This is a genomic window from Anaerobiospirillum succiniciproducens DSM 6400 (assembly GCF_000482845.1).
Lineage (GTDB): Bacteria > Pseudomonadota > Gammaproteobacteria > Enterobacterales > Succinivibrionaceae > Anaerobiospirillum > Anaerobiospirillum succiniciproducens.
In genome coordinates, this window is sequence record NZ_AXWV01000027.1 from 1 (window position 1) to 16,389 (window position 16,389).

Consider the following 16,389-nt stretch of genomic DNA (forward strand, 5'->3'; position numbering starts at 1 on the left):
TGCATATGATCTTATGAAGCGATCATGAGCAGCAAAATTCCTAGCCAATCATGAGCGCTTTTTTAATTATTTTTAGCTTAAAAACCATTGTTTAGCAGCATTAGACAAAAAGTTAATGCATTAGAAATTGGCTTATATAAGGCATTTGAGCGCCTGTAGCGCACTTCTTTGCAAAATGTTGTAGCTTTAGGCTTGCACAGTGTAAAAATATCGGTATAATGTGCGCACAACCTATGCGGATGGATGGCAGAGCGGTTGAATGCAACGGTCTTGAAAACCGTCGAGGATTTGCGTCCTCCGTGAGTTCGAATCTCACTCCATCCGCCATCAGGTACTCAAGCGGCTTTAAGGCCGTTTTTTTGTACCTAAATTCATAGATACAACATTTCTTTACAAGCTTCCCTCACTGCATACCATCAAGGTTAGCTAAGCTTCATCAGCTTTTTGAGCTGTAACGCCCTGCATTCTTAAAACCTAGAACCATATTTTTACAGCCTTTACCTTATCTAAGGCTGTTGCTGCAGTCCTATATCCAGCCTGTTGCCTACTTGCCTCATAGAAAGTCATTCTCTGAATATTCATAGAAGGTCATGCTCTGAATATTCTCAATCTGTAGCTTGTAGCTTATGCGTTGCTGCTCCATTAAAGAAGTCTTACATAGTTCACTCTTACCGGTGTTGCTAAGCGGTGAAGAGCGAGATCATATCGATGCTCTTACAAAACAAAAGCCCCGTTGCACAGGATTAATTGTGCAACAGGGCTTATGAATAATACTAAAAAGAGTCAGCTACTTAGAGCTATAAGATCATAGCTAGCTTTAATATCTAGCTGATGGGTGCAGCTTGAGTAGCTTTAGATAGCATGCCAGAGCGTTAGAGCCATTTTCTGGCTACCTAGCGCTTAAGCAAGCTGTGCTAGTTCTTGTCTGAGTCACGCTCGTCTTCGTAGTCCTCTTCATTGTCGTAATCGACATCGGACATACGTGCCTCATCATCCTTTGGGCCTAAGCCTTTAGCAATGAGGGCGTCGAGCTTCATGCTGTCTTTAACGAGGCTATCAAACTCAAACTCAATGTTTGGCATGTAGCGCATCTTAAGACGTGCTGCCATGGTTGAACGCACAAAGCCAGCAGCCTTATTTAAGACCTGCATAGCCTCTTTTACAGTGGTCTCATCGTCGTCTAAGAAAGAGACGAAGATGGTGGCGTTACGTAAGTCAGGAGCCACATTAACTTCGGTTACTGTAGCCAGCTTGACTCGCGGATCCTTAATCTCGGATGCAAGAATACGGGCTGCTTCACGACGAAGCGATGCAGCGATTCTTTCATTACGGCCATAACTTTTTGGCATAGTATTACCTTTAATAAATAAACCGACGTACACCTACGTTGGTTAGTGCTATAAGCTCAGCTAACTCAAGAAATTATCTTGGATTAGCGACTAGCCCATAGTACTAAGTTAAAAAACAGAAAAAGCTCTGTCTTAATCTACAAGATCTATAAGACTAGAGCTTTTTGCTACAACAAAGATTTGTATAAGCATGCCCCATGCATGGAGCAAGCTTATCTTTATTGTGACTGCCTAAGTGTCTTTTACGTGCTGAGCGATGCCTATAGATGCGATGCCTATATAGGCTTTTGCTATAGATGCGATGCCTATAAATGCTCTTGCTATAAACGCTCTCGCTCAAAAGCACTGGCTATAAACGCAGTTGCTAGAGGCGCACTTTTTTAAAAAGATCCTTAGGCAGCTTTGGCTATGAGCACATCCTTATTATAAGGTGCGCTTAACCTCAACGTTCTCGAAGACTTCGATCTGATCGCCAACACGAACGTCCTGGTAGTTCTTAACGCAGATACCGCACTCGTTGCCGTTCTTAACCTCGGATACGTCATCCTTGAAGCGACGTAAGGAGTCAAGCTCGCCTTCGTAGATAACAACGTTATCACGCAGCACGCGGATTGGGGCAGAACGCTTAACGGTACCTTCGGTAACCATACAGCCTGCAATTGAGCCGTACTTAGGATGCTTGAAGACATCACGTACTTCAGCCATACCGATAATGCGCTGCTGAACTTCAGCCTTGAGAAGACCAGACATAGCCTTCTTAACGTCATCGATAAGATCGTAAATAACGCTGTAGTAGTGCAGATCCACACCCTCAGTCTCGATAACGCGACGAGCAGGAGCGTCAGCACGTACGTTGAAGCCAACGATAATAGCTGAAGAAGCGGTAGCTAAGGTTGCGTCAGTTTCGGTAATACCACCTACACCTGAACCGATGATATTAACCTTAACCTCATCAGTTGCCAGCTTGTACAGAGCATCAGAGATAGCCTCAACAGAACCCTGAGTGTCGGCCTTAAGCACAACATTAAGCTCTGAAGCCTGGTTATCCTTGAACATGTTCTCAAGCTTAGCCTTCTGCTGCTTAGCGATCTTAAGCTCACGGAACTTGCCTTGTCTAAACAGAGCAACTTCACGTGCCTTCTTTTCATCACGTACAACAGTAACTTCGTCACCAGCATCTGGTACACCAGATAAGCCGAAGATCTCAACAGGGATAGAAGGACCTGCTTCTTCTAAGTTCTGGCCCTTTTCGTTACGTAAGGAACGAACACGACCATACTCAAGACCACAGAGAACTACGTCACCTTTGTGCAGAGTACCCTCACGTACTAATACGGAGGCAACCGGACCACGGCCCTTATCAAGACGAGACTCGATAACAACACCAGAGGCCATACCATCAGCCACAGCGGTTAACTCGAGAACTTCAGACTGCAGTAACACAGCCTCTAAGAGCTCTTCAACGCCCTGACCAGTCTTAGCGGAAACTTCAACAAACTGAACTTCACCACCCATAGACTCAGGAATAACACCGTGCTGGATGAGTTCGTTAGTTACGCGCATAGGATCTGCACCTGGCTTATCAATCTTGTTGATAGCAACGATGAGAGGAACCTTAGCAGCGTTAGCGTGTTGAATAGCTTCTAAAGTCTGAGGCATTACACCGTCATCGGCAGCAACTACCAGAATAACGATATCAGTTACCTGAGCACCACGAGCACGCATTGCAGTAAAGGCAGCGTGACCTGGGGTATCAAGGAAAGTAATACCTGAACCACGAGTATCAACGTGGTAAGCACCGATACGCTGAGTAATACCACCAGCTTCACCTGCTGCAACCTTGGACTTACGGATGAAGTCGAGTAAGGAAGTCTTACCGTGGTCAACGTGACCCATGATGGTAACAACAGGAGCACGTGGCAGAGCCTTAGCAGCGTCTGACTGACGATCAGCTAAGATTGCCTCTTCAAGCTCATTCTCCTTACGCAGAATGGCCTTGTGACCCATTTCCTCAACTACGATCTGAGCAGTAGCCTGATCGATAACCTGGTTGATGGTAACCATCTCACCAAGCTTCATTAAGCATTTAATAACCTCAGCGCCCTTAACAGCCATCTTCTGAGCAAGCTCGGCTACAGTGATGGTCTCACCAATTACTACTTCACGAGAAACTGGTGCTACAGGACGGTTAAAGCCGTGCTGCTGATTGCCCTTAGCTTGAGCGCCACGGCCATTACGTTGTGGCTGCTTCTTGTTGCCACGGCCACGTACGAAGGTGTTTTCAGACTCTTCACGCTTCTTAGCAGCAACCTTACCGCCACGCTCGTTAGTACGGTGACGACCACGATTCTCTTCTTCGCGATCACGTGCAGCTTCTGCCTCACGAACGAATGCAGAGGACTCCTCGATGCCATCGGACTCTTCTAAGCGACGACGCTCTTCTTCCTCAGCAGCCCAACGAGCCTCATTCTCCTCAGCTAAGCGACGAGCCTCTTCGGCCTGACGGCTAGCTTCAAGAGCGATCTTCTTAGCCTGTGCTTCTTCTTGAGCAGCTTTAAGCTTTTCAGCCTCCTCAGCCTCAGCCTTCTTTTCAGCAATCTTAGCAGGCTTTTCTGCAGCAGCCTTATCAGCTGCAGCCTTCTTAGCAGCATCAGCGGCCTTCTTCTTAGCTTCAGCTTCAGCCTTACGCTTAGCCTCTGCCTCAGCACGCTCTTTTGCCTCAGCCTCGGCCTTAGCCTTTGCTTCAGCTTCAGCCTTTGCCTTAGCCTCTGCCTCAGCCTTAGCACGTGCCTCAGCCTCTAAACGCTCTTTTTCAGCAAGCTTAGGATCGAACTTAATGGTCTTCTTACGAACAACCTGTACAACCTTAGGCTTACCAGTTGAGTCCTGCACCTTCACAGAAGCGTGGGCGGAACGGTTTAAGGACATGCGCTTTGGAGCCTTGTCCTCGGTCTTTATTTCATCAGCCATGTTGTTTCACCCCTCTTATTATTGCTCTGCATCAGATGCACTAGAATCACCCTGAGCGTTTTCTTCCTTGAACCAAGTCAGATTACGGGCGCCCATAATAATATCGCCAGCACGCTGTGCGTCGATATTTAAATCAGTGAGATCATCGATAGCCTGCTCAGCTAACTCTTCAAGGGTCTTAATGCCTTTCTTAGCCATAGCTAAAGCAAGCTCGGTGTCTACACCTTCAACCTTCATAAGCTCATCAGCACCTTCGGCTTTGAGCTTCTCCTCGTTAGCAGCGATTGCAGCACGAGCATTCTCTTGAAGAGCCTTCACGAGCTCATCATCTAAGCCCTCAATGTCAGAGAACTCTTCAGCTGGAACGTAGGCAACTTCTTCTAAAGTCTGGAAGCCGGCATCAGATAATACGCGAGCAAAGTCCTCATCGATATCGAGGTTCTCAGTAAAGAACTTAACGATTTGAGCACTCTCAGCGGCAAGCTCCTGATCCATCTCAGTCTCAGCCTTAACCTGTAAAGACCAGTTTAAAACCTGAGAGGCAAGGCGTACGTTTTGACCATTGCGACCAATAGCTAAAGCTAAGTTCTCGTCGGCAACAGCAACGTCAATGCTGTGGTTTTCATCATTGATAACAATGCGTGAAACCTCAGCAGGTTCCATAGCGTTGGTTACGTACTGAGCAAGGTTCTCATCCCAAAGAACGATATCAATACGCTCACCAGCAAGCTCATTGGACACAGCCATAACACGTGCGCCACGCATACCAATACATGCGCCACGTGGATCAATACGCTTATCCTTAGAACGTACAGCGATCTTAGCGCGGGAGCCTGCATCACGAGCCACGCCCATGATCTCGATAACACCCTCACCAATCTCTGGTACTTCAATACGGAAGAGCTCAGCTAAGAACTCAGGAGCGGTACGGGAACACATGATCTGTGGGCCCTTGTTCTCCTCGCGGATTTCAGTTAAGAGCACGCGAATACGATCGCCACGGGAGTAGTTCTCACGAGGAATCATATTGTCACGGCGTAACAGACCTTCAGCACCGTTGCCAAGGTCAATGATTAAGCCTTCGCGGTTGACACGCTTAACAGTAGCATTGACTACGTGTCCTAAACGACCACGCTGATCTTCAATTAACTGCTCGCGCTCGGCATTGCGTACGCGCTGTGATAAAACCTGCTTAGCAGTTTGGATGGTAATACGGTCAAAAGATACAGATGGAATCTCATCTTCAACGATATCACCAGCACTAATCTCTGGATACTCTTCGCGAGCAGCTGCAAGAGAAATCTCTTGTACTGGATTGTCCAGTGGTCCATCAGTATCTACTACAACCCAACGACGGTAGGTAGTATATGAACCCTCTTTACGGTCGATCTCAACACGGCAGTCGATATCAACAGAGTACTTCTTCTTAGTTGCACTGGCCAAAGCCACTTCCAAAGCTTCGAAAATCTTCTCCTTTGGAATAGCTCGCTCATTGGAGAGCGCCTCGGCTATCGCAATGATTTCCTTACCCATTTGGTCTAACCTCTTGTGGATGCCTCGGGCATCTCTCCTATAGTAATGCTGAATAATCAGGCACGATGCGGGCTACAGAAACGTTCTCAAACGCTACTGTAACTTCTGCATTTAAGCTCTTGTCGTGCACTACAAAAGAACCATCTTCTTGTGCACTAACGAGCTTGCCTTCAAGCTTGCGACGTCCATCAGTTGCCATCTTTAAAGCAACGCTGATCTCTTGACCGACGCTCTTTTGTAACTGCTCAACAGTAAAAAGAATACGATCAAGGCCAGGGGATGAAACCTCAAGGATATATGCTGGATCAATCAGATCTGCTGTATCAAGCAATGGGGATAAAGCTGTTGTGATATCACCACAGGCGTCTGCATTAACGCCACCATCTCCCTCGACAAACACCTGCAGATGTGCCGTATTGCGTCCGACACGGTAACGCAAGCCCCACAGTTCCATCCCGAAAGACTGAACTACTGGCTCAATGAGCTCATGAAGCTTTTGTTCAAGAGATCCCGTCATTAACACCTCATAAGTTGAATTGTTTCGCAAGCTGATACCTGAAAAGCTTTAAAGTATCAAACCTATTGACTGCCTAAACAACCTTATCCACACCATAGCTATATCTGACAATGTTCACAGATAAAGCACGTAAACCCCTCATAACCATGGTCATAACAGCGCTTATAAAACACCACAAAAATGCGCTTGCGCCTGTTGCTAAGGTAAATTTTAGGCATAAAAAAAGCCCCGATGTTGGGGCTTCTTGTAAAAGTTGCACCTATTCGCAAGGGCAACCTTGCAATCTGAAGTAGAGATAGCACTTGCTATCTTTGAGTATAAAGCCAAGCTAAGCTTGCTACTTACTCAAACGAGAGGCTATAAAAGTGCAAAATTTTGCAAACAATTTAGGCATAAGCCCAGAGGCTCTCGCAGATACAACAGATTGTTCAAATCGTTCTTGCACGTCATCGGGTGATGACGTAGTAGAAAAACTACCATGCTTTGACATTTACTCAGGTCGGAAAATACTCTAAGTAAAAGAGTCATCACAACAATGACTACACAAAGCGATGCTATTTATACCTAAAAACTAACGAAATTGCAAGCTTAATCGGCCTTTTTATCGAGTTAGCACCCTCAAACCATTCCCCTTTACATCCTCATAATTAACAAGCAGGCACCCTTAACATCGACATAGTCACTTAAATGCCCTCTTTAACCGTGCTTATCAACTGCAAAACGAAGAGTGAACTTGTAACAACTTAATTAGCATACTCATGTGAGCATCAAAAAAGATCATCACAAATGCATTCGCTATCAAGCTATTAGTAATATGCCATTGCCTGCACTTAAGCTCTTAGCAAACAAGCTCTATTCACAGCTCCAGCTCCATCCACCATCTTTCTAAGAAAGACCATTGCTACAAATCGCAAAGGGCGCTCTCCAATCTTATACAAGTAAGCCTAAGCGTATGAGTGGAGAGCCTACTGGACGCTTGGTGTTTGTCCAAGAAAGTGTACAGGTGTGTGCCACATCAAAATCATAAAAAACAAAGTAATGTAACAGCCACTGCGTAAACATCACTGCAATGCTTTAAGTCTTAACCAATCGATTCTTTTGTTAGCTAAAGTAAGAGTTTAGATGCATCAAACCAGTCTAAAGTGAAGGCAAAAAGTTGAGGATTTTACACAAATGGGCACTAATTGTATTACAAGTCAAAGCTTAGCTTTGATCACAGAAACACACTTTAAAAAGGAGCGCATTTTGATCCAAGATTTCTGTAACTATGGAATATACATGACAAGTCTTGCCTCATAACTAAGAGCGTATACTCATTAGAACTTTTCTCAAAGAGCTTGCCTAATCTGAAATTAATGTAATGTGTTAAGATCTTCTGATGACCTTAGATAAGGTGAGCTTTACACAAAAGTGCTTGTTGCTCTTTTTGTCTTAGCCATTTTTACTCTAAAGTTAGCTATGTAGTCATAACATTTTTTGAAGTGCTATATAGCCGCTACGACCGTCCCCATCATGTCAGGTCGACAACTCAATACTGTGTGGTTTTGAAAGTTAATTTAAATCTTTCGATTTCATCTTAATCTTTGCACCTAGTTTTGTGTATCCGTTTTATATCCACAAATAGCTTTGCACTCTTGACTATATCAAGATCCAGTATGGTGCTTTGTTGTCCGTAAGTGACCACTTTTTTCATGTTTTGGGAATCGTATGCACATCAGTGCGTTTGCAATCTAATATAGAGAGGCAATTGTTATATCTATGATATTAAGTACTTAAGAGAACATCTTTAATACTTAGTATCAGCTACCTACAATCCCATATATCACTTGCGCTACTGTATAGAAAGTTTTCTCAATCAATGTGGTTGTCTATTTGGCCACTTTGGTTTGTCTTAGCAACATATGCCTTAAAAAACATAGAAGTTGTCCTGAACAGGAGTTATTTGGATGAAGAAACTAGGCATTATTCAAAGCGTTTACGCAGGTTTCGGCCTGTTTATTGGCTTGATGTTTGTCCTTGCTGTTATCACCTTATTTAAGGTTATCAGCATGGATTCAGCTTTAACCGCAGTTAATGAAGACTATGCTCCGAAGCAACGTCATGCCATTGATATGCGTGGTGCATTGCACGACAGCGCAATTGCTATCCGTGATGCCGTGTTATCTAAGGACAGTGGCTCTAGACAAAGACACTTTGATGTTGCTACCAACCTGATGCAAGACTATGCTCGTGCTGACTCAGACTTAGATCAAGCCATCGCCATCGATAAAGATATTAGCGCTGAAGAGGCAAGATTGCATCAGCAATTAAAGTCTATTGCCTCAGAAGGCAGCAAGTATATGTCTGATGTACGCAATCAAATTACCAGCGGTAATTTAGAACAAGCACGCGACATCATCGTTTCTGACTTTGGCAAGTCTTCTCAGGCATGGCTTGATGCTATCAACGCCTATATTGATTATGTTGAGGCTGCAGCTGCTAAAGAAATTACCCACGTTAATAACATTACTCAGCTGCTGTTAATCATGATGATTCTTGCAACCGTCCTTTCTGTGGTTGCTGGTATTGTCATCGCTATGGGTATTATCAATAAGATCAAGCACGTTATTGGTGGTAATCCAGAAGATGCTGTGCTTATTATCAATAAGATCTCCAAGGGTGATATGACCATCCGTGCTGAGACCAACTATAAAGACTCCATCTTAGACTCCATCAACAACCTCTCTAGCGAGTTCTCTGCAATCATCAAGAGCATCTCCGACACTACTAATGGTTTAGCTCGCTCATCATCTGCATTAAGCCGTCTTGCTCAAGACAACTCTCAGATTACTATGCAGCAGCAAGAGCAAACCCGCAACGGTACTAGCAATATTCAGCACGTAACTGAGGCTGCAAGCAACGTTGCTCATAAGGCATCTGAGGCTTTAGATGTTGCTCGTAAGTCAGAAGAAGAGGCTGATCGTGGTAATCGCGAAGTTGATACCACTATCGACAGCATTAACGATCTTGCTAAGCAGCTTGCATCTGTATCAGCTTTAACCACCCGTCTTAACGACGACTCCCAAGAGATCGGTAAGGTAATTCAGATCATTGCTGACATCGCAGAGCAAACTAACCTCCTCGCTCTGAACGCTGCTATTGAGGCAGCGCGTGCTGGCGAACATGGTCGTGGCTTTGCCGTGGTAGCAGATGAAGTTCGTGCTCTTGCAGGACGAACCAAAGAATCCACCAACGGCATTATTCACCTCATTGAGTCCAACAAAGAACATACTGCCCATGCTGCAGAGGCTATGAATCTGTGCAATGAGCAGGTTGAAAAATCAGTTGCTCAATCCCGTAGCGCTGGTGATTCTCTTACCTCCTTAAACAACACTGCTCAAAGCTTAGCTACGATGTCAAATAATATTGCAGGCGCTGCTCAAGATCAGATTAGTCTCCTGCAGGACGTAAGCTCAAGCTTTAGCGTGATTAACGATATGGCAGAAAAGGCCTCTAATGACTCCCACGAGATGGCCTCGCTTGCTGCTGATCTTTCCGAGCAAGCAAACTCTCTGCAACAGAAGATCAATCGCTTTAAGATCATGCACTAATCAACATAAGCTGCACGCATACGTAATCTAGGTGCAGCTACAAAATTCAGCTAGCCTTATCAATTAAAGTAAGGCTCTTCAAGCCCCGCCATGAGATCTTGCCAAGTGCATTTATCATGAGCGGGGCTTTTTCATGGGGCACAACCTATCCAACTAAACCTTAGCAGCAGGCAGCACTATACCCCACTAATTAGCACTGTGCTTACCCAGTACACTTCACTACCCAGTACACTGTACGTCCCCTGTATCCTGCACTTACGCAGTACAATGCACTTACCCTGTACTATGTAAAAGCTACGTGCACTTCACAAACGCAGGCATCAGCTAAAGATAAGCGCAAAACTCTCGCACCTCACTAGCGCATCGAGATCAACTCTAATCACCAAGATCACTAACCCACATAAAATAGCAGGATCACCGCTCCTACCAAGATCAGGTGCTACTGCCAAGATCACCAACCCGTATGAAATAACTAAGATCACCAGCAACCCAAGCTTAAGCGCAATTGCCAGGATCATTAGCCAAAACAAAGCATCTGTCTTGGTCATGCGGACTAGCTTTGGCTGGCAGCACCGGTGGCTCTAGCATCAGCATGTTAAGATTTGAACACTATGCGAAACAGCGCCCGCTCAGAGCAATGGTAAGTTTGTTGATCCTTTTAGAACTGCCATTGGCCGTGATTGATGCTTGCATGAAAAGATTAAAGCGATACCTTAAGTAATTAATTGACTTGCATGCCATATGAAAAAGGACACACTCATATCGCTTATGAGCAGCTTGTTGTATAAGCTTATTAATCGATCTTGCTTGATTGATAGCATGCAGTAGCTGTACTAAGATACGGTTAGGCTTGATTGCTCTATAAATATGGGCCTTGAGTGAGTGGCTAAACCTGTGGCCTACACTAGGAACCCCACATTTGCGTACATCTTCAACTGTAGTTCTACTCTTCACAGAGGTGTTCTTATGCAAGATTTCCGTCTTAAGGTTTTTTATGCAGCCGCAAAGAACCTCTCTTTTACTCTTGCAGCTCAAGAACTGTATATATCTCAGCCTGCTGTTACTAGGCATATCAAAATTCTAGAAGATGAATACCAAGTCATGCTTTTTGAGCGCAATGGCAATAGCCTTGAGCTTACATATGCAGGCAAACTTATGCTGCAGCATGTTGAGCGTATCTTGCATGAGTACCATAAACTTGAGTATGACATGCATCTTTTGAACAACGTGCATGTTGGACAGCTACGCTTAGGCGCAAGTACCACTATCTCTCAGTATGTGCTACCACCATATCTAGCCAAATTTATTGAGAGCTTTCCTCAGGCAGATATCTCGCTTATTAATGGCAACTCACGCTTTATTGAGCATTCATTAGACGAGCATAATATCGACTTAGGATTGATTGAAGGTGTTACCCGTCTGCCTATGCTTACCTACACCCCATTTTTAGAAGATGAGCTCATCATCCTTACTGGTAGCAATAACTCCATTGCTAAGAAAGGCAAGTTAAGTGTAGAAGAATTTAAGCGCTTGCCTATTGTGTTACGTGAGCGTGGTAGTGGCACCTTAGACTACATAGAAAAAGACTTACAAGCATTGAATATTAAGTTTTCTGAACTCAATATCCGTATGTACTTAGGTAGTACCGAAGCTATCAAGCTTTTTATGCAGAACTCAGAATGTCTCTGCATCTTGTCAAAATCCGCTGTAAAGCGAGAGCTAGAACAAGGCATTCTTACTCATTTGACTGTTGATAATCTTACTTTTAAGCGCACCTTCTGTTTTGTCCGTACCCAAGGGCCACAAAGCCCACTAGTCGATCGCTTTATCACCTTCATTCAGCAGAGTATGAGCAATCAAAAAGCCGCATCCAACTAGCAAAGAAGCTTAACTCAAGAACCAATTGCCAACTTATTCAAGACTTACATACACAGCCACTAATCACTACTACAGCCGTCTATAAAGGCAAGTGGGCTTGTTAAAAGTTAAACAACACCTTTAACAAAGCACCAATCATCCCATTAAATCCCCATAGCTTCCTCATAACAAGCATTTATAGGAAACTTAATGCATGCCAGACCAATACGTGCAACTTCTTTGTTGTGGTTATAACATTTGGTTATAACTTATACAAAAATGATAGTGGCGTGTTAGAGGTACTGAGAGTATCTTATAAGCCGTTGAACAGAGCAATGCATACAAAACAATAATGTACATGGTTATCTTGCTCCATGCCGTTCTTGTCAGTTTACTGCATAACGAAAATTAATCGTAATACTCTGCTTATTGATTTTGGTCAACTTAGTATCGAGACAGCATGTTTACAAAAGCAAATAGAGCCAATACTTCTCATGGCCTCTTACTCATCATCTTATTCTCCATGGCAGCCTTCTACCTCTCAGAACTTGAGTGGGTCAAGAGCATGAGATTAAGTCCACTCATCGTAGGTATCATCTTAGGCACCATCTACGCAAACTCTTTACGTAAAAAACTCCCAGAAGATTGGGTTCCTGGCATTCGTTTTTGTACTAAGCAGATTCTTCGCACTGGCATTGTTCTGTACGGCTTCCGTCTTACTTTATCTGACGTATATGCTGTAGGCCTTCCTGCCGTAATCGTTGATGCCATCATTGTAGTAGTCACCTTAAGCCTTGGTATATTCCTCGGCAAAATCTTAAAAATGGACTCGCAGACTGCTCTTATGACAGCAACTGGTAGCTCTATTTGTGGTGCAGCCGCAGTATTAGGCGCAGAGTCTGTAGTTAAGTGCCCAAGCCATAAAACAGCAGTCGCCGTCTCAACTGTGGTGATCTTTGGCACTATTGCTATGTTCCTATATCCAATTATGTATCGTTACGGTTTACTCGATAACTTAGGCGATATGGGTACAGCTATCTACACTGGCGCTACTTTACATGAGGTTGCCCACGTAGCTGCAGCTGGTAACGCAATGGATCCAAATGACTCTCTTGGCATTGCTGCCACAGCTACCATCACTAAGATGATTCGTGTGATGATGCTTGCCCCAGTACTCATTGTGTTCTCAATCTTGCTCTCTTATGCAGCTAAGAAAAAAGCACAAAGCTCTAACGGTTTAGCAACACAAAACCATGAGCGCGGCAAAATCACTATCCCATACTTTGCAATTGGCTTTATTGCTGTAATCGCCTTAAACACCATGCTCCAGCAGTTCACTGGTGCCCCAACAGTTAAGGATATTCCTTTAAACGGCACCATTGAGTATATCGATACCTTTTTACTTACCATGGCAATGACTGCCCTAGGTACCGATACTAGTCTCGATAAGTTTAAGCAGGCAGGTGCTAAGCCATTCTTACTTGCCTCACTACTCTTTGTTTGGCTTTTAGTTGGAGGTTACTTCTTATCTCTGTATATCCCACAGATATTAGCCTAGCCATCCACACGCAACTTTAGGGTATTTAGACCAAATACCTAAAACTACATCATATTTGTTAGCGTCTCAGTTTGCGCATATCCATCAGCTTTAAAGAGATTGTTACAAAATTTTTAAACAAAACTCTTAACAGCAAGATGCACTGAGACGTTAATAAGTGAGTCGAGCACTGAGCCCAAATAACTCTATTTTTCTAAATACAAAGCGCTCACAGACTCTCAAGCAACAGTTCCTATCTGAGTCTAAAGCACTACAGCGACAAAACTATCCAAGTCCTAATGAGCTACTCAATAAGAACTAAATAAGTGCCATCGCCAAGAAAATGCCTAGCCGCATCTTCTACGCCATCGCGCACTAAGAAGTCATAAATATTTTTCCAATTCCATGTACTGTATGCCGTTGTGTTTGACAGCGGCTTTCCTAGTGCCTCATCCCTTCAAAAGTCCAATCCACACCGCTCCTAACAAACAAGCCCTCCCGAGCAAACAAGCCATCCCAAGCAAACGGCTTTTTCAAAGCAAAAATCTTAAGCGCAACTTCCTCTACTCATCTACACATGATTGCAATATCAAAAGATCAAAAGCTCACAAGATCTGATCAGCTAAAGAGCTGAGGATCTAAGGATCATAGCCACACATTCAGCGCCTACAAATCACCATACTTGCGTAAACCGTTTCACGAACTATTGAAAAAACACAGCCTTAAGCATCGACTAATGCACTACTGTAGTGAAAAGCACTTTGACTTAAGAACCATCATCTAAAAAATATAGACTTGAGCCATTAGATTAATAACTACGTGTAATGCTTACTTATTGTACTCAAAGATAGATTTGACCTTGCTCACGCTTGACACTGCAAGCTCCGCTCTATTGCGTAAACTATTAGCAATAATGCTAAAATGTAAGCTCGAACCGTATACCTTAAGGTGGTTGCGTTGATAGCAGATAACAGCTCCGCAGCCGTGGGATAGACTTTAAGGATACGGTTCTACTTTTTTTAGCCATCCCAAAATGCATACTCTTAAGGTGCTTACAAAAAGCTTTTGTACAGCACGACAGCACGCCCTACCTTGCTCTAACTTTTTAGCATCAACTTAGCATGCACCCATCAACAGAGCTCTTTTCTCTGCTAATTGCTCTTAAATTATTGAAAGTCCCTGCATTTATCGTTAACAATAAGCCAACCATCCCCTGAAAATCAGCTTATGTAGCTTAAAGCTCATCCAAAGATTGCAAGCATCTTCTCACTTATTGCATCAGATAAGCTAAGAGGATTCGACAAAATCGCAATTGATTGTATTATGTGTCTTTCATTAGCTTATAACCAGGCTAAGTATTTTCGTATAAGCTAAACACGTTCTAGTACTTTTACTTATTTCGTCTTAAAAAAATATGAAGAAGCTCTTCTCTCTTTTTAATGTCTGTCTGTTTGCCGCTGCTGCGCTGTTTAACTCTGCATGTAACTCACTGCCAGAGGGCGCAACTGCACCTAAACTTAAGATTGAAAGTCTAGCCTTAAGTCGCCAGGACAATAATCCAGTTTTCATCATTGCCTATACTCTGCAGCATGCCTCACCAGAGCCACTGCCAATTATTGGAATCAGCGCTGATGTGTTCATCAAAGAAGATAAGGTAGCTACCTTACATGAGGAGTATAAGAATAAGACCTTAGAACCTAATAAGCTTGAGCGTTTTGAGCTCGTTGTTCCTGCAAACTTAATGGGCTCTGCAGGCGCTGATTCTCTTGTAAACAATACCTTAATCATGCTGCAAGGTTCATGCGCTCTTACTGTCAGCGTAACCGATGATACTGAACTCAACTCTTTCAACCCAGTATCCTCATACCAAGGCCTTGTTAAGGTAATCAAAGAGTAATTAGCAACTCCTTAATCAGGTTTAAAAAATGACAAGTCCAACTTAGTCATTTTGAGCAAGATACTCGAGTTTTTGTGTGTTCATGAGTAGACTTAGCATGTGTTCATCTGCTGAGCCTCATGCTACTTTGTACTGTGAACCAAACTAAGGAATCCAGATAATGGCTTTCACTTTCACTCAGTCCTTTGATCCACGCATTGGCACAATGCAGAAGATCTTTGGCGTGATCTATGTTCTTATCACCCTAGTTGCTATTTCACTAGCTTTCTATGTTCGTTCTCTAGGCCAGGATGGTTATTTACAGTTCTTCATGGCAGCCTTATTTGGCATTATGGCCCTGAAGTCTTTTTACATCTCCAACCGCGTCAAGAACCTCTTAAAAAATGGCGTTTACTTTAAGGCTAAGGTAGATTCAGTTGAGGCTGTTCGCGGCATCACCGTAATCAAGGGTATTGTTGAGATCCCTGACTTTGGTCCTATCTATATCGAGTCACGTTTAGCTGGCGAAACTCCTGCCCGTGAATTACAGCGTTACTTAGATGAGCGCAAGCAAGAGTTCTTACCTGCTTTAGTAGTTGGTGCTCAAGGCAAACATCCACGTGGCATGTTCACCATCAAGTGCAAGAATGGTCATCTTGATGAGTCTAGCGCCGAGCTTCAAGATGAGAACGCTCAAAAGTCAGCTGATGCTGCCACCACTCAAGCTACTGAAACCTCCCAAACCCCATCAGCCGAAACTGCACAGGCAGCTGATAATGAGCCAGCAAACTCCGATGCTGAGCCAAAGGCAGAATCAGAAAATAACGCATCTGAGCAAAAGACTGAGTCTGAGACAAAGACTGACGCCGAAGATAGCGTATCTGAGCCAAAGCTAGAGGCTAAGGCACAAGATAGCGAGCAACCAAAGAAAGACTAAATCACGGTTGCAAGCTCTAAACTACAGCAGATATTAAGAGCCTACTAAATTGTCCTGCACTTAGCTTTTGCCTCTAGATGTGCACTGTATAGGTTCTTATATTGCTTATAAAACATCATTACCCATGATAAGCGAACCCTATGGTTCGCTTTTTACTTGCATAGTTGCACTTGCTTGCATATCATGGATGCTTATATTTTTGGGGTTTTCCTTAGAAATACTA

9 protein-coding genes and 1 tRNA gene are annotated in these 16,389 nt (G+C 43.7%); 6 read left to right on the forward strand and 4 right to left on the reverse strand.

Features of this window, described 5'->3' with window-relative positions; genetic code table 11:
- Window positions 1-237 precede the first annotated feature (237 nt).
- Window positions 238-327, forward strand: a tRNA-Ser gene (locus H524_RS0104645).
- A gap of 587 nt (window positions 328-914) precedes the next feature.
- On the opposite strand, the gene rbfA is transcribed toward H524_RS0104645, so the two are convergent.
- From rbfA to H524_RS0104670, 4 genes are all read right to left on the reverse strand, one after another.
- Window positions 915-1,349, reverse strand: coding sequence for a 30S ribosome-binding factor RbfA (rbfA, locus tag H524_RS0104655; protein WP_027939379.1), 435 nt, complete (start codon window positions 1,347-1,349; stop codon window positions 915-917).
- 423 nt (window positions 1,350-1,772) lie between these two features.
- Window positions 1,773-4,319: a translation initiation factor IF-2 gene (gene infB / locus H524_RS0104660; protein WP_027939380.1), complete on the reverse strand. Its 2,547-nt coding sequence runs from the start codon at window positions 4,317-4,319 to the stop codon at window positions 1,773-1,775.
- Window positions 4,320-4,337: 18 nt separating this feature from the next.
- Complete coding sequence (nusA, locus tag H524_RS0104665) at window positions 4,338-5,852, reverse strand: transcription termination factor NusA (protein WP_027939381.1); 1,515 nt, start codon at window positions 5,850-5,852, stop codon at window positions 4,338-4,340.
- A 37-nt stretch (window positions 5,853-5,889) separates the two neighbouring features.
- Window positions 5,890-6,399 carry a ribosome maturation factor RimP gene (locus H524_RS0104670; RefSeq protein WP_156907540.1) on the reverse strand — a complete coding sequence of 170 codons (510 nt, stop codon included), beginning with the start codon at window positions 6,397-6,399 and terminating at the stop codon, window positions 5,890-5,892.
- A gap of 1,916 nt (window positions 6,400-8,315) precedes the next feature.
- Between H524_RS0104670 and H524_RS0104680 the strand changes: the two genes are divergently transcribed.
- From H524_RS0104680 to H524_RS0104705, 5 genes are all read left to right on the forward strand, one after another.
- Entirely contained in the window at window positions 8,316-9,959 is a 1,644-nt protein-coding gene (locus H524_RS0104680) for a methyl-accepting chemotaxis protein (RefSeq protein ID WP_027939383.1), read from the forward strand.
- Between the two features lie 966 nt (window positions 9,960-10,925).
- Complete coding sequence (locus tag H524_RS0104690; protein ID WP_027939385.1) at window positions 10,926-11,837, forward strand: LysR family transcriptional regulator; 912 nt, start codon at window positions 10,926-10,928, stop codon at window positions 11,835-11,837.
- Window positions 11,838-12,276: 439 nt separating this feature from the next.
- Window positions 12,277-13,374 carry a YeiH family protein gene (locus H524_RS0104695; protein WP_027939386.1) on the forward strand — a complete coding sequence of 366 codons (1,098 nt, stop codon included), beginning with the start codon at window positions 12,277-12,279 and terminating at the stop codon, window positions 13,372-13,374.
- 1,393 nt (window positions 13,375-14,767) lie between these two features.
- A complete protein-coding gene (locus H524_RS0104700; RefSeq protein WP_027939387.1) occupies window positions 14,768-15,250 on the forward strand; it encodes a hypothetical protein in 483 nt (160 codons plus the stop codon).
- 160 nt (window positions 15,251-15,410) lie between these two features.
- The gene (locus H524_RS0104705) at window positions 15,411-16,166 is read left to right on the forward strand and encodes a hypothetical protein (RefSeq protein ID WP_027939388.1); all 756 of its coding nucleotides are present in this window, start codon (window positions 15,411-15,413) and stop codon (window positions 16,164-16,166) included.
- The last annotated feature ends 223 nt before the right edge of the window (window positions 16,167-16,389 follow it).